We start from the raw sequence: 21,611 nt of genomic DNA, 5'->3' as shown, positions 1-21,611 counted from the left end.
TTGCTACATTATAAAGTTTAATAAACCGCATATTGAAAGCGCTTCCTTTGGCTTGCAATAGGGGGGTTGGGTATATCAGCGCGACGGCTAACATTGCACCGAAAGAAGTAGCTAATGTATATAATGCTGGGACTGCCTATGTATGGTCAAACGATATAAAGCGCGGCATCCGGCTGGCGCAATCGATCGACAACGGTATGATCCATATCGCATTACACGAGCATCATATTCCTAAATTCGGCAAACCAAGTGTATGACGTAAAGCTCACGCACTAGACGGGAACTATCACAATAAATAATGGGAGGAAGGCTACTAATGCCAGCCAAAACGGGAAAACAATATATCGAGCGTGTGGATAAAGCTCAAGCGAACATTTGGATCGACGGCAAGCAAGTGACGGGAAACATTTCCGAGCATCCTGCTTTCAGAGGGGTGATGAAGACGCAAAGCGAGCTTTACGAGCTGCAGTTTCATCCAGACAAACACGATTATATGACGTATGAGTCCCCGACGACCGGAGATCGTGTCAATACTTCCTTCATACAACCGCGGACGAAAGAGGATTTGGAAAAAAGAAGAATGATGATGACCGAGTGGGCTCGTTACAACAATGGTATGATGGGGCGTTCCCCGGATTATATCAATGTTGGCATCATGGCGTATGGTTCAGCGGCGGAAATGTTCGGGATGCAGGATAAGATGTTTGCCGAAAATATGAGGAAATATTACGAGTACTGCCGGGAAAATGACCTTTCCTTGACCCATACATTGATTCTTCCGCAAGTAAATCGCGCTGTGAGCAGCTCGCAATTGCCGGATCCCTATATTGCTGCACGGATTGTCAAAAAGACCGAAGACGGTGTCGTCATTCGCGGGGCAAGGTTATTGGCAACACAAGGGGGAGTCACTGATGAAATCATGGTATTCCCATCGACCTTGCTGAAACAAAGCGATGACGATAACCCTTACGCCTTTGCCTTCTCTATTCCCAACAATACACCCGGATTGAAATTTATTTGCAGGGAGTCGTTCGATTACGGAAAATCGTCTTTTGATCACCCGCTTGGCTCACGCTTTGAAGAAATGGATACGATTGTTGTTTTCGACGATGTGACTGTTCCTTGGGACAGGATCTTCGCGCTTGGCGATGTGGAAGTGTGCAACAAAACTTATGTGGAGAGCAACGCACAAGTGCATATGACACACCAAGTCGTATGCAAAAACGTAGCTAAGACTGAATTTGTGCTCGGACTGCTTCACTTGATGGTCGAAATGATCAATATCGGTCATTTCCAGCATATTCACGAGAAAATGAGCGAAGTCATTGTGGCGTTGGAAGCAATGAAAGCATTCCTGACTGCTTCTGAGGCGAACGCTAAGGTTGACAAATGGGGGATTATGACACCCGATTTCGCCCCACTGAACGCTGCACGCAATTATTTTCCGAAGGTTTATCCGCGATTAACAGAAATTATGCAGATATTTGGAGCTAGCGGCCTTATGGCGATTCCCAATCAAGCGGACTTTGAATCAGAACTGCGGCCTGATCTGGATAAATATTTGCAGGCAGCGAATGGGAGCGCTTACGAACGTGTGAGACTTTACCGTCTTGCCTGGGATGTATGCATGAGTTCATTCGGTTCACGTCAAACGTTGTATGAGCGCTTCTTCTTTGGAGATCCTGTCCGAATGGCCGGAGCTTTATACAACGGCTACAATAAGAAACCGTATGTAGATCGAGTCATCGAGTTTTTAAACCGGTATAATTAACTACATTCCGACGTTTCTCGTGTATCATATGCCCTATATGGCGGTGTCAAGGAAAGCGGCGAATCCAATAAGGAAGGTTGTCCATAATGGAAACTATTTATCTTTCCGAAGATCCGATAACATCACCTATCGATAGGAAGCGTTGTGTAATGGCCCTTGGCTATTTCGACGGAGTTCATTTAGGGCATCGAAAAGTAATTTTAACAGCGAAAGAAATCGCAATGAAGATTGGGGCGGAGTTGTCCGTCATGACATTTTCACCCCACCCCAAAGAAGTGTTACGTAACGGCAAGGAAACCGTCTGCTATCTGATGCCCATTGTGGAAAAGGCGAAAATAATGGAAAGGCTGGGAGTCGATAAACTATATGTCGTAAAGTTTGACATGACATTTGCAGGCATGTCTCCCCGTGAGTTCGTTGATCGTTATCTCATCCCTTTGCAAACCGACCATGTGGTGATCGGTTTTGATTTCAATTACGGTTTTCGTGGAAATGGCGACGCAAACACCCTCAAATCTGACGGCATGGGGAAGTTTCAAGTTACGATTGTGCCAAAAGTGAAGTCTAACGGTCAAAAAATAAGCTCCACCTTGATTCGAAGTTTACTAAAATCAGGGGATGTGCATCAAGTGGCTCCACTTCTGGGAGATTATTATCGAACACACGGAGAAGTAAAAATATTAAAACGATTTTGGATAACGCCACGTGTGCAAGTGGTATTTCTACCTTATCAGCACTATACGCTACCAGGTCCAGGCAGATATATTGTTCGTGTGGAATCAAATGATCAAACGATGACTGGTATTGCCCAAGTTGAGCCAAATGAATACAGTCAACTTATAGCTACGCTTGATTTATTCCTTCAGACCAATCTTCAGTTTTTTTCACAATCGATCTATGTGGAATGGGTCATGCAGCTTCCGATTGCAGATAACCGTTCTGGCTCTGCTTATGGCATATAACGCTAATTAAGAACGTTTGAGTGAACAACAAAAGAGCTAAAACCAATCGTTGAGAGTGAGGGGAGTTGAAAATGAGCACCATAACTATTATCTCTGGAAGTCCGTTCACTTCTTCCCGCTTAGAAGGTGTGCTTGACTTGTTATCCGATGCATTGAAGGAAGCCGGAGCTAAGTTGAATTGGATACCGGTCGCAGCCATCCCGCCGGAGGATTTGATCTATGCAAAATTCAACAGTCCGGCAATTATGGAGGCAAATCAGTTCATTCAGAATTCCGATGCCGTTGTAGTGGCTACGCCGGTTTATAAAGCCTCGTATAGTGGGGTTCTCAAAACTTTTTTAGACTTAATTCCTGAGAGTGGACTTGAGCATAAAGTAACGCTGCCAGTTGCTGTCGGAGGTACGATCGCACACTTGCTTGCAATTGAGAACTCTTTGAAGCCCGTGCTTTCGGTTTTGGGAGCGCGTTATCAAATGCAAGGGATTTTTATTTGCGACACTCAAGTGAGGCGTATGGAAACTGGCGGTTTTATAGTGGATGATGAGGTTAAGGCTAGGGTTCTTCATTCGGCTAAAGAATTAATTCAATGTATGGCGAATAGGCTATAGGTTACTTTATGAACGCGATAAAAGCTGAAATTTAGGCTTTGTAGATTTTTCAATTACCTTGGCGCCTTTGATAAAGGCGTTTTTTCTACTTTTCCCCATTCCGGTCGACGAGTACGGAATCGCTTGCTAGCTGCAGGACAACGTCGCTGGGTGATTAGCAGTGTAGTGTGTCTTTATCAATTGACCTTTTCGGCAATGACCTTACCATTCACAGTTATTGCTACACTAACGGATTGACTAGCTTAATAAAGGTGGTGGCAAATAGCTCTTTATAGCTATGTGTAATTCACAACACTGACAAAGACATACCCTACGTATGTATGGTATATTTCATTTGCAATAGAATTAAACATCATGTAAAGGGAGAGATCATCATGGAAGTCGCAATCATGCTCTACGATGGAATCACAGCTTTAGATGCAATTGGCCCGTATGAAGTATTTTCTGCTACACTGAAATGTAACGTGAAGTTTGTCGCCAAGAAAAAAGGGATAATCAGACTGGACTCAAAAATGGGTTATCTGCATGCTGATTACAGCTTTTCTGAAATTACTTCAGCTGATATTCTTGTCGTTCCCGGTTGCAGTCCGCCTTATTATAAAACTCCAATGAATGACGAAGAAACGTTGAGTTGGATTCGCCAATTACATGAGACTGCGAAATGGACTACATCGGTTTGTAACGGCTCTCTGATCTTGAGCGCTGCAGGCTTATTGGATGGAGCGGTGGCAACTTGCCATTGGCAGTCCTTCGACTTGCTCCGTTCTCTTGGAGCCATTCCAACAGAAGAGAGAGTGGTTCGACATGGCCAAATCGTAACAGCAGCCGGTGTCTCCTCTGGTATCGACATGGCACTCCAATTAGTAGCATGGGAATTGGGGGAAGATATGAGCAAAGGAGTCCAGTTGATTTTGGAATACGATCCTCAGCCTCCGTTTGATACGGGTTCACTAAAGAAAGCGCCAGCGCCATTGATAGAGCAAATTAGAGGAGTGCTTGAAGAACTTTCAGAGCAGGATCCCAATATTTTAAATCACAAATAAGTCAGCAACGGTATTGGAATAGAGGGCTCATATAGGAGCGAGGGTTCGGTTTGAACATGATTGATAAGTTTTAATTGAAAAAGCCTGCCATCGCTCGCAAAATAAGCGATGCAGGCTTTTTCAGTTTACATCTCCTAGTTTAATTCAATTTATGCAGATTCCACTTTTGAGCATTCGTACCATTATCGTCCCAAACTTGAACGTTCGTGCCATTCTCGGTCCCAGCGGCTGCTACATCCAAAGCTTTGCCGCTGTTGCTGTCGATTAATTTGTAGGCACCGCCTACATCTACAATGCGCCACTTCTGATTTGCGCCGCCGCCATAATTCCATATTTGTACATTCGCACCATTCGCATTCCCGGCTACATCCAAAGCTTTATTGCTATTTTCTTTAATCACTTTATACAGCCCGCCGCCTACATCGGTGATCACCCATCGCTGAGCTCCTGTACCGTTATCTTCCCAGATTTGTACGTTCGCACCGTCTTCGGTACTGCCAGCGGCTGCATCAAGAGCTTTCCCACTTCCAACATTAATCAATTTGTAGGTTTTACCGGAAATGATGCCGTCGCTGGGTGGTGTTGGATTCATTTGATTTTTAACAAACTTACCGGAAGCCGATAACTGCGCATCAGACCATCCTCCAAATGGGCTTGCGCCGGGGGCAAGTGCAGCGGATGCTTCAGCTTTATCGCATAACGACCAATTGGCCCAGCTCAGTTTTCGGCTTTCCATAAAGTCGATCCATTGCTTAGACTCCGCAAGGAAAGGGCCGCCATCACCGGAAGCGTCGCTTGTCCCCCACTCTGTAATGAATACAGCTACACCTTTGCTTCTCGCATAGTCTATGCGATCTCTCAGCCATTGACCGTGAGTACCGGCATAGAAATGTACGGTATACATAACGTTACTGTAAGAGAGCGGATTGTCCGCCGCATGGTGCACATCCTGACTCCATGTTCCGGTCCCTACGATAATAATACTGTCCGGGTCAATGGAGCGGATAACTGGAATTACTTCCTCAGCATAAGGCTTAATACTACTATTCCACGTAACATGATTTCCATTTGGCTCGTTGCAGATTTCATAAATGACGTTCGGGTAACCATGGTATAAAGTGGCCATTTCTTGAAAAAACTCTTTTGCTTGTTGTTTATACTTGTTCGGGTCTTGATCGCCCAGTACATGCCAGTCGATGATTACATAGATGCCAAGATCGATCGCGGCTTGAACGGCTTCTTTTACCTTATTTTTTTGGGAAGGATCGTTGATATAACCTCCATCTTGCGTATACATCGCCGCACGAAACACGTTTATTCCCCAATTCTCTTTCAACCATTTCATACTGCTCTTGTTCACAAACTGTCCAAACCACTGTAGCCCATGGGAACTCATCCCTTTTAACTGGATGGCTTGCCCCGCCTGGTTCACCAACTGGCTTCCAGAAACCCTCAGTTGACCGTTTTGGGATACGTACGTACTTGCTTCGGCTTTTGCATGGTTTGCTGGAACAGAATTTACTGACAGTATGACAGCGATAAGAAACGTGCATAGGAACGAAACCATTCTTTTCAGCATGTAAACATTACCTCCTTATAATTTTTTTCTCTCCTTGTTATCGTGTCTCCCTGTTTGTCGATAGGACCCCCCTTCCCTTAAATTTGTCTTTATTTTACTGATTCAGAAAAAGGACATCTATCCATGGCGTGATATTTTTGACACTCTTATGACTTGTTTTAAAAACCACTGTCTCTTATTGGACAAAAAAGTAACAAAAGTGTTAATCTGGCATTAGAAGTGTTAGAATGAGGAACTTACGAACCTGTATAATATCCGTATTGAACTATCGTGTATAATACCGAGGTGGCATATCATGAATATCAAAAATTCAGTCAGATTTAAAATTGTAAGCGGATTCATTGTTGTTGTGGCACCACTTGTATTTTTCCTTTTTTACAATAACGTATATTCGATAAATGTAGTTCGCGAACAAGTCTCCATGAATTATAGCAAGCTGCTCACTCACTATGTGACTGTTAATGATAATGCGTTGAAGGAATTCGACTACTATTTCTATCGCATGGAAAGCGACCCGGACATTGTTTCGATGCAAGCTTATAACTCCTTAATGGACGACTATATTTTGGCCAAGCAAAAAGTTTACAACAAACTTGTAAAAGACATCGGATACTACAACATGATCGATACTTTTTTCGTGTATGCCAAGTCAAACGATGACCTGTTAATCGTAACGCAGGAAAACGGACGTTTCCATGAGCGTTACGAAACGGTACAGAAACATCTTTCGCAAGTATTAAATCATATGGCACCTAACCAGGGCAATTGGAAGTTGATTGAATCGAAAGAGGCTTATTTTATAGCACAAATGAAAGATTTAGGTTCCAATATTTATGCCGGCTGTCTTATAGACTTGAACAGTCTGGCGAAGCCGCTTGGTATGTGGGATGTGGGCGAGGGTGGTGGAACGATCATCGTTAAGGATGACGGACAACCGTTGACGCGTAATTTTTTGCCGGTTCAAACTTATGCTGCGATTAGAAGTCAACTTACCCCCGAAATGCGGGTATATCAAATTGTACGAGACGAGATGAATAATAAGAAATACTTGGCGATGGGGAGATCATCACGGTATGCAAATATTCGTTACCTGGTTATAGTAGCCGAGACGAATATCCTGAAGAACTTGCCATATTTACAAAAGGCCATCTATTTTCTCCCCTTAGGAGTTGCCTTGGTACTCGCTCTATACCTTGCTTTCCTGCAAAAGATTTTTTTAAAGCCGATGGCTCAACTCATTCACGGCATGAGAAAAATCGGCCGTGGCCAATTCGATGTCCGTCTGAATGAAAGTCATTCAACGGAATTTTCGTACCTGATTTCTACTTTTAACGATATGGCCAAGCAAATCGAGCATTTGAAGATTTCCGTTTATGAAGAAAAAATAAGGGTACAGCAAGCCGAGTTCAAACATCTTCAGGTGCAAATCAATCCCCACTTTTATATGAATTGCTTGAATATCATCTACAATTTAGCCGCTCTAAAAGACCACAAATCCGTGCAAAAAATGTCGCTTCATTTGGCCGACTATTTTCGCAATCTCATACGCACCAATCGCACGTCCATATCGCTTGCAGATGAACTTCAACATATTGGAAATTACTTGGAAATCCAGATTATGAGATATCCCGACAACCTGACTTTTTCTATTCGTATCGAGGATGCATATCGGCATTATCAATTACCTCCGTTGACGGTGCAACCATTCGTGGAAAATGCTGTGATTCACGGTTATAGAATGGATTTGGAGCGATTTAACGTGGAAATCGAAGCGTTCCCCGACCCGGATGACCCGCAGCATTACTTTATTGTCACGATTTCCGACAACGGAAAAGGATTTACGCCGGAAATGCTGCATGAGTTGAATTCCGGGCACTATGCGGAGAAATCCGGAGAGGAGCATTTGGGGATTTGGAACGTGATGCGCCGACTTAAAATGAGTTCCGGGGCGGTCAAAATCTATTTTGCAAACAGAGAGCAGATGGGAGCCGAAATTAAAATCCGTTTCCCTCTTCAACATCATTTTGGACATGGAGATGATTTGGTTGTTTAACCTACTTGTAGTGGATGACGAGAAATTCGCTGTAAAGGGCATTACGCAAGGGATCGATTGGTCTGACCTGCCTATCAGGCAAATCTATGAGGCTTACTGTGCAGAAGAAGCCAAGCATATATTAATGACCCACAATATTGACGTGTTAATTTCCGACATTGAAATGCCTGATGCCAACGGCTTAAAGCTCCAGGAATGGGTCAAGGAGCACTCTCCTTTTACAGAAACCGTTTTTTTGACAGGCCACGCTAATTTCGATTACGCGCAGAAAGCGATCCAACTTGGAAGCTTTAATTACTTGTTAAAGCCTGTTGATCATAGTCAATTGAAGGAAATCGTCGCCAAGGCAATTCATAAAATTCAATCGGAGCAGGAGCTACTGGATTTCAATAAAACTTACGAAACTTATTACAAGCATTGGTTAAATCAACTGCCTATTCTCGTAGAGAGATTTTGGCAAGATTTGTTGGGCGGTAAAATTCCCTCGACGCAAGAAAGACTGCAGACGGCGTTCGAAATGTACAGTATTCCGTTGAACGCACAAAGCCTGATTATTCCCGTTCTGATCAGCGTGGAACAATGGAAGGAAGACTTGAACGCAAGAGACGAAGAAATTATGGGTTACGCTTTGCGCAAAGCGGGTGCGGAAATGATTCTTCAAGATAACCCCGGGTGCGTCATACTAGACCACAACGGTTTTAATCTGGTGCTCTTCTATGTGCAAGATAGCACTCCTGTTTCCATGGAATTAGACAATAGATGTCAAGACTACATCCAGGCTTGCAACCGTTTCTTCCACTGCAACTTGTCGTGTTATATTGGGGAAAAGACGCCTGTTACCGAAATCAATCAGGTGGTGGGCACTCTCCTTAGAATGGAACGAGATAATGTGATGAAGGTCAATTGCGTTCTGCATCAGCTCCAGCTTTCCCATGAAGTATCCGGCGCTACCTTGCCATCGGTAGCTTCAATCAACGACTGGTTTTTACTGTATGAACTCGGCAAACTGGACGAACTGCTTATGCGCATTGATGAACTTACAGATCGGATGCAACAAGGCGCGGCGCGTTCGGAAACCTTGCAAGCTTTGTGTTACGGTCTAATTCATATGGTATATCATGTGGGTCATAAAAAAGGCTTGTCGATTCAGAACATGTTCCCTCATGACGAACTGCAGGATACTGCCGCCGCTACCCGGTCGCTAAAACAACTTCGCAGTTGGGCTATTCGCGTTGTATCGACCGGTATCAAGTATATGAGCAGGCACCATCAGGATATTTCCGCTGTCGTCGCTAAAGTCCAGAAATTTATAAGCGATCATCTGCATGAAGAACTGAACAGGGAGGACATTGCTAATTACGTCCATCTGAATCCCGCTTATTTGTCCCGTCTTTTTAAGAAAGAAACGGGGCTATCGTTATCCGAATATATGCTAAAGGTCAGAATGGACAAAGCGCAGAAATTACTCATAGAGTCGGACCGTAAAATAAGCAGTGTAGCGGAAGTTACCGGCTACAGCCACTTCTCGCATTTTGCCAAAATGTTCAAGAGAGTAACCGGCATTTCCCCGCAAGAATACCGAAAAAAATTCCAAATCAACAAGTCATAATGATGCTCAAAAAGTTACATATAGGATAGACCGCCCTCTTCCATATCGGTAATAATAAATAACGAGAAACCGACTAGGGGGGAAGAGCAAATGAGTAATACTCTGAGCGCTTTGGCAAAGAGGAGGGCAAGTTCGGAAAATGCCTGAATCGACTCCTGCACTCTTTAAGACAGTTCGCACCTATTGGATTTTCTATATCATGATGCTACCTGCCAGCCTTGTTTTGATTGTGAATAACTATATTCCAATGTTCGGCGTGATCATCGCTTTTAAGAACATTAACTATTCCAAAGGGATTCTTCAAAGCCCTTGGATTGGCTTTCAAAATTTCAAGTTTTTATTTTCGACAGAAACCGCTTGGATCATCACCCGAAACACACTCTGTTATAACGCTGTGTTTATTGTCCTGAATCTCCTTGTTGCTATTGCATTCGCCATTATGTTCAATGAAATGCGCAGCAGGTTTTTATCCAAATTCCATCAGAGCACGATGTTCCTTCCGTTTTTCTTGTCCATGATCGTTGTCAGCTATTTAGTTTATGCTTTTCTTGGACAAGACCATGGTTTCTTGAACACTGTCGTTTTTCCTAAATTAGGGATCGAACCAATTGAATGGTATTCCGAACCGAAGTACTGGCCATTTATTTTACCGATCATAAATATTTGGAAAAATATCGGCTACTATACGGTTATCTACATGGCAGCAATTCTGGGAATTGACAATGAATACTATGAAGCTGCGCTAATTGACGGCGCTTCTAAATGGCAGCAAATCAAAAAGATTACGATTCCTCTCATTGTACCCGTTATGATCGTTATGACCTTATTACAAATCGGAAGAATTTTTTATGCCGATTTCGGATTGTTCTTTCAAGTGACGCGGAACGCGGGGGCGCTGTATCCTTCGACACAGGTCATTGATACTTATGTCTATCAAACATTTTTGTCAATGGGAGATATCGGGATGTCATCCGCAGCGGGATTATTTCAATCGGTCATAGGATTTATTCTGGTTCTTGGGTCGAACCTGATTGTACGACGGGTCAGTAAAGAGAATGCATTATTTTAAGAAGGGTGATTTTGGGTGAACAGGCGTAGGCCAAATGACATTTCAAACACTGCTAATATTATAATTAATTTGTTTTTCTGGTTTAATACGGCAGTATGCATCTTGCCGCTTCTGCTCGTGATCATCGTGTCATTTTCCGATGAGAAGGCTGTGTTAATAAACGGCTATAACTTTATACCGGAAACATTCAGTCTTTCGGCATATCAATTTTTGTTCAAAGACTGGGAACAAATCGTACGATCGTTTGGAGTTTCCGTTGTTGTCACGGCAGCCGGGACCATCATCAGTGTGATCATTATGGCGATGTACGCTTACCCGATTTCACGCAGAGATTTTCCGCACAAAAATGTGTTCTCTTTCTTTATGTTTTTTACAATGCTGTTTAATGGAGGACTTGTTCCCTGGTATTTGGTCTATACCCAAATGCTGAATCTGAAAAATACATTGATCGCTCTGATTTTGCCTTTGCTGGTATCGGCGTTTTTTGTACTGATGCTGCGAACATTCTTTTCCAACACGATACCGCCTGCGCTGATTGAGTCGGCTAAGATAGATGGAGCCGGTGAGTTTCGAATATTTGCGCAAATCATTTTGCCGCTTTCTCTCCCCGTCCTGGCAACCGTTGCCTTGTTTCAAACTTTAAATTACTGGAATGATTGGTTTACGAGCCTAGTCTTTATAACCGGTAGTCAAAATGTCAATCTGCAGTATTTAATGTATAAAACAATGCTCGATATCCAATTCCTTACCTCCAACACTCAAGCCTTGCAGGCTATTAACCAATCAGGAGGAGGTCTTAACCTTCCAACGGAAACCGTGCGCATGGCAATGGCAGTATTAGGAATCGGCCCAATCGTGTTCGCTTACCCCTTTTTCCAAAAATATTTTGTTAAAGGTTTAACGGTCGGCGCTGTAAAAGGGTGAGTGATGTTGGCATAAAGCAATTTAGATATGGAGGTTTGAGTTCAATGAAAGCATTGCGAAGAAACGTTCTTGTGTTATTCACGTTCTTATTATTTTTCTCTTTAACCCTGATAGGATGTAGTGGTGATAACGGCAGCATGGATGAGGCCGGCAGTAATTCGGAAGGCGACAGAAAATCCGCTATAGACCAGAAGCCGTATAAATTGAAAATGGTATTTCCGGGAAGCCCTCAACCGGACCAAGCCAAAGTCGAAGAGGCGCTCAATAAGATTTTGGAGCCCAAAATCAATGCCACGATCGAACTGATGCCGATTGACTGGGGACAATGGGATAATAAATCAAACCTTATGATCGCATCCCGCGAAAAATTCGACCTTCTGTTTACCGCTCAATGGAACGGACACGCCGTCAATGTGTCCAAGGGCGCGTTTCTCCCGCTGAATGACGACGGACTTGATAAATACGGGAATTTATTGAAAAAGCACGGGCAAGGCATTCTTAACACCTTAAGTCCAGTTTTCCTGGAAGGAGCGAAAATTAACGGTAAAAATTACGCTGTGCCGACGAACAAGGAATTGGCCGCTCAAGGCGGAGTGGTATATCGTTCGGACGTCGCCAAAGAGCTTGGCCTGGATATGACCCATGTGAAGACAATCCAAGATCTTGAACCTATTTTCTCTGTTGTCAAGGAGAAAAAGCCTGATATGATTCCGCTATTCCTTAGACAAGGGGATACTTTCAACGCGCATTACTTTGCCCAAACCGACGCCCTTGGCGATGCTACCATTCCCGGTGTTATTCTGAAAGATCTGGATAGCACGAAGGTAGTTAAAACAAGCGAGCTTGACCGGTATAAAGAAACTTTGAAAATTACTCGAGATTATATGAAAAAGGGTTATATTAACAAAGATGCGGCCACGACTTCGCTTGGTACCGGAGATGCTTTAAAGGCAGGTAACGTTTTCATGATCGTTTCTCCTTTAAAACCGGGTAAGGATGCCGAGGTGGCCAACGGAATTAACCTGCAGGGCAAGCTGAAGCAAATCGAAATGACGGCCAAAACCGTGTCGACAGGAGAAACCGCAGGCTCTATGCTAGGGATTTCGACCACGTCGGATGATCCGGTGCGCACCATGATGTTCATCAACTTGCTGCATACGGACAAAGAGTTGAACAATCTGCTTAACTTTGGAATCGAAGGCGTGCATTATCAGAAAGTTTCCGACAATATGATCAAAGCGACGGGAGCGACAAAGAATTACAGTCCCGGGGCTTCGTGGATGTTCGGCAATCAGTTCCTGAACTATATCTGGGACACTGAAGATCCGCAAAAATGGGATAAATTCAAAGAATTCAACAAGGATGCGAAAAAATCCCCCGGTCTTGGTTTTACCTTTAATGCCGAACCTGTTAAGACCGAAGTCGCGGCGCTCGTGAATGTCGGCAAAGAGTACGATCCCGCTCTCGATACAGGTTCCGTAGATCCTGATAAAATTCTTCCGAAATATACGGAGAAGCTGAAAGCGGCCGGCTTAGACAAAATACAGGCTGAGAAGCAAAAACAACTCGATGCGTTCCTCGCAAGCAAAAAATAATATTTATAAGTTGGATAGTATCAAGGGGGGAAAGGGATGAACGTAGAGTCAAAGATCTCCAGCCACAGTAAACCATCCGTAACGGCGTCTGGAAGATCTGTATCAAAGGTACTTCATAAGTTAAACGGACAGCGATATCTGCAGATCATGGCTCTGGTTGGTGTTGCCTGGATGTTCGTTTTCAACTATGTTCCGATGTACGGCATCATTATTGCCTTTAAGGAGTTTAACATCGTTAAATCCATTTCAGATGCGCCCTGGGTAGGACTTGAGCATTTCAAGGCTATCTTGGAAGACGAAAATCTTGGCTATGTCGTTAAAAATACACTCGGCATGAGCATCCTCAAGCTGCTCATAGGATTTCCGTTGCCTATTGTTTTTGCGCTATTTCTGAACGAGCTTCGCTCTGTCCGATTTAAAAGGCTGGTACAGACCATATCGTATCTGCCGCATTTCCTTTCCTGGGTTATTCTCGGGGGGATTCTGGCTACATGGCTGGCGGACACCGGTATTATCAATAAAATCCTGATAGGGCTGCATGTCATGAAGGAGCCCGTCAGCTTTTTGGCAGAGCCCCAATATTTCTGGAGTATTATCATTGCTTCGGACATCTGGAAGGAGCTTGGCTGGTCGGCAATTATTTATCTGGCGGCTATTGCCGGAGTTTCGCCGGAAATGTTCGAAGCTGCTACCATCGATGGGGCGGGACGTTTTCAGAAGATGCTGTATGTTACATTGCCGTCAATCAAAGGTACAATCACCATTCTGTTCATTCTTGCTGTCAGCGGCATTCTGAACTCGAACTTTGACCAAATTCTTGTGCTCAAAAACCAGCTTAACGAAAGCAGCAGCAACGTCATAGATGTGTACGTTTACCAAACCGGTATTGTGCAAGGTCGCTATTCTTACGCGACAGCGGTAGGTCTGATCAAGTCCATTATCTCGCTCATTTTGTTACTGTCGGCTAACTTTATTACGAAGCGCTTAAGCAATACGTCACTGTTTTAGAAGTGATGCTTGCAGAATACTACTGGTGAAAAGATTCCAAGGAGAGGATGCTGTGTTTCTTATTAAATCCAGAATTTTCAAGGATCTCGCCTTTAACCAATTCAATAATGTGCTGATGCTTACGATATGTTTTGTGACGCTATATCCTATCTGGTATGTGCTTGTGAACTCTTTAAATGACGGCAATGATGCCATGCGCGGAGGCATCTATTGGTGGCCGCGAGTGTTCAGCTTGGACAGCTATTTAGCCGTATTTTCCAATAATGGTATCATGCTGGCGATGGGGGTAACCGTGGCAAAGACGCTGGTCGGTACGGTCATTCACGTGTTCTTTACTGCGATGGTGGCGTACGCCTTGTCGCGTAAGGAGCTTATCGGCCGGCCCGTCTATATGGTGATCGGTACCTTTACGATGTTTTTCGGAGGCGGGCTCATCCCTTACTATCTATTGATCCGCGATCTGGGGATGCTCGATAGCTTTTGGGTGTATATCATCCCGGCAATATTCAGTTTTTTTGATCTCATTATCTTTCAGTCTTTCTTCCGGGAAATTCCCGATGCGCTGGAGGAATCCGCAAAGCTTGACGGCGCCAATGACTTTAAAATCTTTTACCGGATTATCCTTCCGGCTTCTATGCCTGTCGTTGCAACGATTGCGCTTTTCCACGGGGTATATCAGTGGAACGACTACTTTACCGGGATGATCTTTATTAACAATAGCGATCTTCAGCCGATTCAAACTTATCTATACCGCATTGTGGCGCAATCGAGCTCCAACCAACTTGCAGTTGCGGCCACCGGCAGCATCGCCAAGACCGTGTCCTCCCAGTCCATTAAGTTAGCAACCATGGTGGTGACAACCCTGCCGATTGTTATCGCTTATCCATTCCTACAGAAATATTTTGTAAAGGGGTTTATGATTGGGTCGATTAAAGGGTAGGCGTGAGGTATTCCGTTTCGAAAAATTCTTTTGATAGAAAGCCGAACATAAACAGAAAAGGGGAAAACAGAATGAGACCGAGATCGAGTCACCCGCGCAAAATTTTGACTGCTTTGCTTGCTGTGCTTACAGCCGTATCGTTTACTGCATGTTCCATTGATAAAGGAGAAGGCAGCTCGGGCAAACCGGAGCCGACGAAAGCGGCAGAGGCACCTGTTGCAAATACCGATGATCCGGGCTGGAAATCGGATACGAAGCCGATCACCTTTGATTGGTACCTGAACTTCTCTTGGTTTCCGAACAAGTGGGGGGGAGACGCGACCTCCCAGTATATCACGAAAAAAACCGGTGTGAGCATCAATTTTATCGTGCCTGCGGGCAATGAGAATGAGAAGCTTAACACAATGATCGCTTCCGGCAAGCTGCCCGATATTATTACGCTCGGCTGGTATGAGGACGCGGTAAAAAAAATGATCGAGGGCAACATGGTGCTTCCTCTTGGCGATCTTGCGAAACAGTATGATCCGTATTTTTTTAAGGTTGCCGATCCCGCCAAGATCGCTTGGTATACGCAAAAGGACGGCAATTTCTACGGCTATCCCAATGCCTCGTCTTCTCCACAGGACTACAAGAAGTATAGAGACGAATTTACGTCAAGTCAAACCTTTTTGGTTCGCAAAGATATGTATGAGGCACTTGGCAAGCCGGATATGCGAACGCAGGAAGGTTTCCTGAAAACACTGGAAGCAGCGAAGACGAAATTCCCAGACGTGAACGGTCAGCCGTTGATTCCGCTCGGTCTTCATGAGTTTACCGACAAAGGAAACTACTCGCTGGAAAGTTATTTACAGAACTTTCTTGCTGTTCCTTATGAGAAGGACGGTAAGCTGTACGACCGCTCAACCGATCCGGAATATGTCAGTTGGTTGAAGACGTTCCGCAAAGCGAATGAACTGGGCTTGCTGGTCAAAGACATCTTTATCGACAAACGTCCGCAAATGGAAGAAAAGATCGCGCAGGGGCGATATTTTGCCATGCTGTATCAACGCTCTGATTTATCGAACCAAAATATTTCATTATACCAAAAAGATCCTAACAAGGTGTATATCGCCGTTGACGGCCCTGCGAATATGAAAAAGGATCCGCCGACCTTGGGCGGTCCCGGAATTTCGGGATGGACCCTTACCTTGATCTCCAAGGACGTGAAAGACAAAGCAAGAGCGATTAAATTTCTAAGTTATCTGATCAGTGAAGAAGGAAACAAGGACCTGTACCTCGGCGAGAAAGGCGTTAGCTACGATATTGTGAATGGCAAAGAACAATTCAAGCCTGAAGCGTTGGAATTGATGAATAAGGATCGCGCGGCTTTTGACAAAAAATATGGATCTGCCTTCACCTTTTGGATGCTTATGGATACCAACCTGATTTTTAATTGGGTTCCGCCAGCCACCGAGCCTGGCAAACAGCTTGAGGAATGGACAAAAGGCAAGGCGAAGAATTTTTCGCAATACGATAACATTATTCCGACAGGCACATCTGCAGAAGGGATTGCTAACAACAAGATCATGCTGAATTGGGGAAAGACGCTGCCGAAGCTGTTGCTTGCCAAGTCTGATACGGAGTTCGACCAGATCTTTGATAAATTCCAGAAGGATCGCACAGCAGCAGGGATTGGTAAGATACAGGCGTACCAGCAAAAAGAATTCGAAGCGAATAAACAAAAGCTTGCGCAATTCGCTAAATAATCGTAGATCTTTCTGTTCCTAGATGATGGACGAAGGTATGAAGAGGCGTCGTATTACAATACGGTCAGCGATTTTATCGATTTCGTGCCTCTATGCATCGATGCGGGGCGGAATCAGGGCGAGACGATGCGTTCCGTCAGAACCCGGCTGGATCTTTTGAAGGACAAAAACATTAATTTTATGTATCTGCTTATCGATCCCATTTGCCGTACCGACTGGGCCAGAGCCAAGAGGCTTGTACAGTTTGGGGATCAGTATGAGCATCTCGATCTATTCATGTTCAATTATTTGGGCAACAGCGCCAAGGGAATTTGCAGGAGAGCTACAACGACACCATCGCGAAACAGCCGAATCTACCGCCGATTTATTCGCTATAACTGTAACGCTTCATCTTACGCCGACGGCTTCATTTTCTCCATGCGGTGCAGTTACAAGATTGACGTTGAGGAAGTCAGGGCGACTTTCCACGAGGCGGCATGTGTGCAGAGGGGATGAAGTAAGCGATGACGACTGACAGCAGAACAGCCCCAGACATGTCTGAGGTTGCGGAAGGCAGCCCATGCTTGACAGAAAGGGAGTGAAACATGCCTTACCTTTATGATAGCCGAGGCTTTTTGCCTTGTCTATAAATCATATGAACCTACGAGGAGGTGAAGCTAACTTTATATTTTAAGCAGAAGTAAGACTCAGAACGGGAGGGGAAAACAAACCCCGTTAGCCGCTTCTCTGGTTAAAATCGTTATTATTAGGAGGGATTTTGCTATGATGAGAAGAAAATCGATGCTTGCACTTGTGGTCACCTTGGTATCTGCTCTGATATTATCTACAGTTACGGCTTTTGCCTCTTGGAATGATGTTCGTAGCTCCTATGCCACCTATACCGGTTCAGGGTACGAAGGCGGGGCTGCGCTGCTTGATCCGATTCCGCGCGATATGAAAATTACGGCGTTAAATTCGACAGATTATAATTACAACGGTGTACAGGCCGCGCTCGCAGGCGCCTACTTGGAAGTGCAGGGACCCAAGGGGAAGACAGTCGTATATGTTACGGACTTATACCCGGAAGCGGCGCCGGGGGCACTCGATTTAAGTCCAAACGCATTTTCTGAAATCGGGAACATGAGCGCTGGGAAAATTAATATTCAGTGGAAGGTAGTCAAAGCTCCAATTTCCGGGAATTTTAAATATCGAATCAAAGAAGGCAGCAGCCAGTGGTGGGCGGCCATTCAGGTGAGAAATCACAAGTATCCCGTAATGAAGTTCGAAGTTAACAAAAACGGCACTTGGATCAATCTGCCGAAAGCTCCCTACAATCACTTTGTCAGCACGCAGCAATTGGGTACCCAGCCGCTGCAAGTCAGAATTACAGATATCCGTGGAATAAGCGTCATAGATACCATTCCTGGCCTTCCAGCACATGGTTCCGGTGCCTATATGGTTCCCGGGAATGTTCAGCTTCCCGATTGACATATAACCAAAGGTCCGATATCTATTGGACAAGCTGTTCTGTTGTCGTAGCCGTAATCTTGGCGTATAGGGGCAGTTCCAAAAGTAGTGATTTGCCTTGATCGGCGCAACTCTAGTTAAATTTTTTAACCTCTAAGAAAACATGGTGGCTTTAGGGAGCATCCTGAAGCTACCATGTTTTCTTTTTGATCTTCTTCAACAGATTATGGGCAAAGGAAAGTAGCCCGATCAGCCACGAAGCGTGTCACGGCCTCCGGAACAGATTTAAGCACCCTCGGCAAACATTGCTCGCTTGCTTATTAGGTTATAATAAGAAATACTTTAAATGCTAGTGGCTTCGTCCTTTGTTTAAAGGATGAGGCCATTAGTCGTTTACGGGCATGTAATATATTCATTAGTGGAGAATGATATGTCAAAACTAGGTGAAAGAAAAGGAAATAAGCAAGCTGCTCTAAGAGGCATTGTCTGAAAGCATACAAGCGCATGCTGTTCTTTAAATGGCCGCGGAGCACTGCTCCGATTCAAAAGCTCACTTTAGATTTTATTAATTGCCCCATGTCCCTTACTAACTGATTTTAAGAACCAAATAGACAGGCCAATGAACTGATTCCAAAATCTAACCGCTTTAACTTATATTTAAGGTGAAATGACCTAAAAATATTAATAAATCAAGTAAAACCATAATTAAGTATAATGTGAAAATTAAGATTATAGAAATACTTGTTAAGATTGTGGAAAATATTTCATTGTACAATAATGGTAGGCTTGGTAGGGCTTAAAAATTTGAATGTTGTCTCTGCGAGCAGACTACTTGTGTGGAGTCGTGAAAAAACAAGGAGCTCGTATTGCTGATCAGCTTATCATGTTCACCTATCTATATAATGCCATCCGTTTTAAATAGCGAGGAAGCGCTAGTAGCTGTTATTAAAAATATTCTTGAGGATCTGTATTTCCATGCTAATGAAGTCAGATTTACAGCCGGAAAGACAGCATTTTTCCAGACACAGCTCATAATCGATCACAATGATTGAAAAATCATCATGTTGCACTACATTCCTACAAGGGCAAAAGTAACTAATCAGAAGTAATATTGTTTAAATTTTTTTATGTTTTATATGTACATTGTTGTAAAGGAAGGTCAAGCTACGGTATGCAAAATCAACAGATCGAGGATGTGATTACTCAATTCGATTTTCTCGCTGATATTTCTCCAGAAGATTGGAAAGAGATTTCCATCCTTTCATTGCCCGCTAACTCTGTTGTTCATGATGGAGAATTTCTGAAGTACACATTCTTAATCCTAGAAGGATCAATCCGTATATATAAGTTGAACGATAAAGGGAAAGAAGTTGCTCTATTTCGGATCAATAGTGGCGAATGCTGTCCATTAATGCTATCAAGCATTTTAGGACACAATGAGTTCGAAGCCTCGGCTTGCATCGAGAAACCGACTACTGTTTTGATTGTTAAGGTCCAGATTTTACAAGAATGGATGGATAAATATAAAAACTTTCGCCAATTTATATTCAGATCGTTGGCTCATTATCTTAATACTTTGTCCATTTTAATCGAGAACATATACTTTAAGTCAATTCGCACCCGAATCTATGAATACCTGATAGAAAATACAAATTTCAATAATGATTCACTCTCCATTACACATGACATTTTATCGATTGAATTGCGTACTACTCGAGAAGTAACCAGTCGGACACTGAAGGCAATGGAGAAAGAGGGCCTTCTGCGTTTAGAGCGAGGTCAGATCACCCATATTCAACATCAGAAACTGTTAATATTGCTTAATAATTAATGCATTCATTACGGTTTCTGGATGGAACAGGTTTAACGAAATTAGACTAATTTAGCGCCAAACGCAAAAAAAACGGTCCGTTTAATGAAACCGGAAAGATTAGTAATAAAGGAATAGAGTATGTTGTATAGACATTTTTTTGAACATATCCATACGAGTTCTCGATTTAGATGGGAAGGAATTCGCGGCAGTTCGACATCAACTAACTGGCATAGAGAAGGATGGAGAAAAGTATGCTGACGGATTCAAGCATTCAGGACAGATTAACAGAAGTGAAGAACAGGCTTGCGAACAAGGCTTCCTATTATGACCGGGAAAGAGCATTTCCGTTTGAGAACTTTGAAGCAATTCGACAAACGGGACTGCATGTTGTCAATTTGCCGGAAGTTGATGGAGGGCAGAATTTCAATGTAGAGCAGACCTGTGAATTGCTGACGCAGTTATCATCAGGCTGTGGAGCAACAGCATTGTGTTTGGCTATGCACCTTTATTCTGTTGGAGGATTTCAACATATTCTTCATCCGAAACTGCTAGCAGAAGTCAACAAGAAGGTACGAGAAGGACATTATATTGCCTCGATCAGCAATCCCAATGTCTATTTTCTGTATAAAAATGAAGACTTCGAACGAGTAAGTTCATTGAAAGCAACAAAGGTCGCTGGTGGATACATAGTAAATGGCACAAAGCCCTATGTGTCAGGTGCGCCGATTGTTTACTATATTCCATTGTACTGCTACACCCTAGCTAGTCAGGGGCAACGAGCTGGCATTACGGCGATGCTAGCTAACCGTGATATGGAGGGTATCACGGTCAAGGATACATGGAACATCTCGGGAATGGTAGCGACAATGACCCATCAGTTGGACTTTGACAACGTATTTATACCCGATTCCAATTTAATCGGTAGTCCGGGGCGCGGCCTCGAGGCCACACATGAACTGATTTATTGGTTCCGCCTAGCATTGTGTGCAGTCTATCAGGGGATCGCTCGAAGTGCCTACGATTATGTACTAGATATGGTGAAAAAGAAGGTTGATGTGATTTCTCAAAAAAAAATGTGCTTTCTGCCTAACGTGCAATACGCGATAGCAGATATGAAAGTGTTGCTGGATAATTCTCAAACGATTTTGCTTGCGGCAGCGAGACAGGTTGACAGGGATATTGCAACAGGAACACTTGGGGATGTTAGTTACCTGACTACACTGGAAGTTAAACAGACACTGTCTAATTCGGTTAATGAGATCATTGCCATTGCCGCAAAAATTCAGGGTACATGTTCCTTACAGCGTGGAAATCTACTGGAAAGATTATACCGTGATGCAAATGCGCTCCACTATCATCCCCCCCGCGAAGATTTGTTAAAAGAATACATAGCCAAAAAAGAACTAGGTATCATACCGTTAAAAAATCGCTGGATATGATTAAATA

General features: G+C 43.7%; 16 protein-coding genes. 15 read left to right on the top strand and 1 reads right to left on the bottom strand.

Annotated features, from left to right (window positions below):
* Window positions 1-316 precede the first annotated feature (316 nt).
* The 4 genes from hpaB (at window position 317) to NI000_RS30630 (ending at window position 4,384) form a co-directional block, all read left to right on the top strand.
* Window positions 317-1,771, top strand: a complete 1,455-nt coding sequence (gene hpaB, locus NI000_RS30645) for a 4-hydroxyphenylacetate 3-monooxygenase, oxygenase component (protein WP_253415150.1) — start codon at window positions 317-319, stop codon at window positions 1,769-1,771.
* 86 nt (window positions 1,772-1,857) lie between these two features.
* Entirely contained in the window at window positions 1,858-2,733 is an 876-nt protein-coding gene (locus NI000_RS30640) for a hypothetical protein (RefSeq protein ID WP_253415149.1), read from the top strand.
* A gap of 71 nt (window positions 2,734-2,804) precedes the next feature.
* The gene (ssuE, locus tag NI000_RS30635) at window positions 2,805-3,341 is read left to right on the top strand and encodes an NADPH-dependent FMN reductase (RefSeq protein ID WP_253415148.1); all 537 of its coding nucleotides are present in this window, start codon (window positions 2,805-2,807) and stop codon (window positions 3,339-3,341) included.
* A gap of 374 nt (window positions 3,342-3,715) precedes the next feature.
* Complete coding sequence (locus NI000_RS30630; RefSeq protein WP_253415147.1) at window positions 3,716-4,384, top strand: DJ-1/PfpI family protein; 669 nt, start codon at window positions 3,716-3,718, stop codon at window positions 4,382-4,384.
* Window positions 4,385-4,523: 139 nt separating this feature from the next.
* Here NI000_RS30630 and NI000_RS30625 read toward each other — a convergent pair whose 3' ends face one another.
* Window positions 4,524-5,960: a cellulase family glycosylhydrolase gene (locus NI000_RS30625; RefSeq protein WP_253415177.1), complete on the bottom strand. Its 1,437-nt coding sequence runs from the start codon at window positions 5,958-5,960 to the stop codon at window positions 4,524-4,526.
* A 298-nt stretch (window positions 5,961-6,258) separates the two neighbouring features.
* On the opposite strand from NI000_RS30625, the gene NI000_RS30620 reads away from it, so the two are divergent.
* From NI000_RS30620 to NI000_RS30570, 11 genes are all read left to right on the top strand, one after another.
* Window positions 6,259-8,016: a sensor histidine kinase gene (locus NI000_RS30620; protein ID WP_253415146.1), complete on the top strand. Its 1,758-nt coding sequence runs from the start codon at window positions 6,259-6,261 to the stop codon at window positions 8,014-8,016.
* The gene (locus tag NI000_RS30615) at window positions 7,994-9,625 is read left to right on the top strand and encodes a helix-turn-helix domain-containing protein (protein WP_253415145.1); all 1,632 of its coding nucleotides are present in this window, start codon (window positions 7,994-7,996) and stop codon (window positions 9,623-9,625) included. Before NI000_RS30620 ends, NI000_RS30615 begins: the two co-directional genes overlap by 23 nt.
* Window positions 9,626-9,764: 139 nt before the next feature.
* On the top strand, window positions 9,765-10,694 hold the full coding sequence (locus tag NI000_RS30610; RefSeq protein ID WP_253415144.1) for an ABC transporter permease: 930 nt from the start codon (window positions 9,765-9,767) through the stop codon (window positions 10,692-10,694).
* A 102-nt stretch (window positions 10,695-10,796) separates the two neighbouring features.
* Window positions 10,797-11,618: a carbohydrate ABC transporter permease gene (locus NI000_RS30605; RefSeq protein ID WP_309247949.1), complete on the top strand. Its 822-nt coding sequence runs from the start codon at window positions 10,797-10,799 to the stop codon at window positions 11,616-11,618.
* A 44-nt stretch (window positions 11,619-11,662) separates the two neighbouring features.
* Window positions 11,663-13,213 (top strand): ABC transporter substrate-binding protein, encoded by a 1,551-nt coding sequence (locus NI000_RS30600; protein ID WP_253415143.1) that lies wholly within the window; start codon window positions 11,663-11,665, stop codon window positions 13,211-13,213.
* Window positions 13,214-13,249: 36 nt separating this feature from the next.
* Window positions 13,250-14,221 carry an ABC transporter permease gene (locus tag NI000_RS30595; protein ID WP_253415142.1) on the top strand — a complete coding sequence of 324 codons (972 nt, stop codon included), beginning with the start codon at window positions 13,250-13,252 and terminating at the stop codon, window positions 14,219-14,221.
* A gap of 115 nt (window positions 14,222-14,336) precedes the next feature.
* A complete protein-coding gene (locus NI000_RS30590; RefSeq protein ID WP_253415175.1) occupies window positions 14,337-15,161 on the top strand; it encodes a carbohydrate ABC transporter permease in 825 nt (274 codons plus the stop codon).
* Between the two features lie 71 nt (window positions 15,162-15,232).
* Window positions 15,233-16,906 carry an extracellular solute-binding protein gene (locus NI000_RS30585; RefSeq protein ID WP_253415141.1) on the top strand — a complete coding sequence of 558 codons (1,674 nt, stop codon included), beginning with the start codon at window positions 15,233-15,235 and terminating at the stop codon, window positions 16,904-16,906.
* Window positions 16,907-17,686: 780 nt separating this feature from the next.
* Window positions 17,687-18,373 (top strand): expansin EXLX1 family cellulose-binding protein, encoded by a 687-nt coding sequence (locus NI000_RS30580; RefSeq protein WP_253415174.1) that lies wholly within the window; start codon window positions 17,687-17,689, stop codon window positions 18,371-18,373.
* A gap of 1,150 nt (window positions 18,374-19,523) precedes the next feature.
* Window positions 19,524-20,183, top strand: coding sequence for a Crp/Fnr family transcriptional regulator (locus tag NI000_RS30575; RefSeq protein ID WP_253415140.1), 660 nt, complete (start codon window positions 19,524-19,526; stop codon window positions 20,181-20,183).
* 233 nt (window positions 20,184-20,416) lie between these two features.
* Window positions 20,417-21,604, top strand: a complete 1,188-nt coding sequence (locus NI000_RS30570; RefSeq protein ID WP_253415139.1) for an acyl-CoA dehydrogenase family protein — start codon at window positions 20,417-20,419, stop codon at window positions 21,602-21,604.
* The last annotated feature ends 7 nt before the right edge of the window (window positions 21,605-21,611 follow it).

The organism is Paenibacillus tyrphae (genome assembly GCF_024158745.1).
Classification (GTDB): Bacteria; Bacillota; Bacilli; order Paenibacillales; family NBRC-103111; genus Paenibacillus_G; species Paenibacillus_G tyrfis_A.
This window is presented reverse-complemented; position numbering and strand designations above follow the sequence as displayed.

Bases quoted from the DNA above. Each gene is read 5' to 3' on its own strand.
- hpaB (WP_253415150.1), top strand. From the start codon at position 317: ATGCCAGCCAAAACGGGAAAACAATATATCGAGCGTGTGGATAAAGCT.
- NI000_RS30640 (WP_253415149.1), top strand. From the start codon at position 1,858: ATGGAAACTATTTATCTTTCCGAAGATCCGATAACATCACCTATCGAT.
- ssuE (WP_253415148.1), top strand. From the start codon at position 2,805: ATGAGCACCATAACTATTATCTCTGGAAGTCCGTTCACTTCTTCCCGC.
- NI000_RS30630 (WP_253415147.1), top strand. From the start codon at position 3,716: ATGGAAGTCGCAATCATGCTCTACGATGGAATCACAGCTTTAGATGCA.
- NI000_RS30620 (WP_253415146.1), top strand. From the start codon at position 6,259: ATGAATATCAAAAATTCAGTCAGATTTAAAATTGTAAGCGGATTCATT.
- NI000_RS30615 (WP_253415145.1), top strand. From the start codon at position 7,994: ATGGAGATGATTTGGTTGTTTAACCTACTTGTAGTGGATGACGAGAAA.
- NI000_RS30610 (WP_253415144.1), top strand. From the start codon at position 9,765: ATGCCTGAATCGACTCCTGCACTCTTTAAGACAGTTCGCACCTATTGG.
- NI000_RS30600 (WP_253415143.1), top strand. From the start codon at position 11,663: ATGAAAGCATTGCGAAGAAACGTTCTTGTGTTATTCACGTTCTTATTA.
- NI000_RS30595 (WP_253415142.1), top strand. From the start codon at position 13,250: ATGAACGTAGAGTCAAAGATCTCCAGCCACAGTAAACCATCCGTAACG.
- NI000_RS30590 (WP_253415175.1), top strand. From the start codon at position 14,337: ATGCTTACGATATGTTTTGTGACGCTATATCCTATCTGGTATGTGCTT.
- NI000_RS30585 (WP_253415141.1), top strand. From the start codon at position 15,233: ATGAGACCGAGATCGAGTCACCCGCGCAAAATTTTGACTGCTTTGCTT.
- NI000_RS30580 (WP_253415174.1), top strand. From the start codon at position 17,687: ATGCTTGCACTTGTGGTCACCTTGGTATCTGCTCTGATATTATCTACA.
- NI000_RS30575 (WP_253415140.1), top strand. From the start codon at position 19,524: ATGCAAAATCAACAGATCGAGGATGTGATTACTCAATTCGATTTTCTC.
- NI000_RS30570 (WP_253415139.1), top strand. From the start codon at position 20,417: ATGCTGACGGATTCAAGCATTCAGGACAGATTAACAGAAGTGAAGAAC.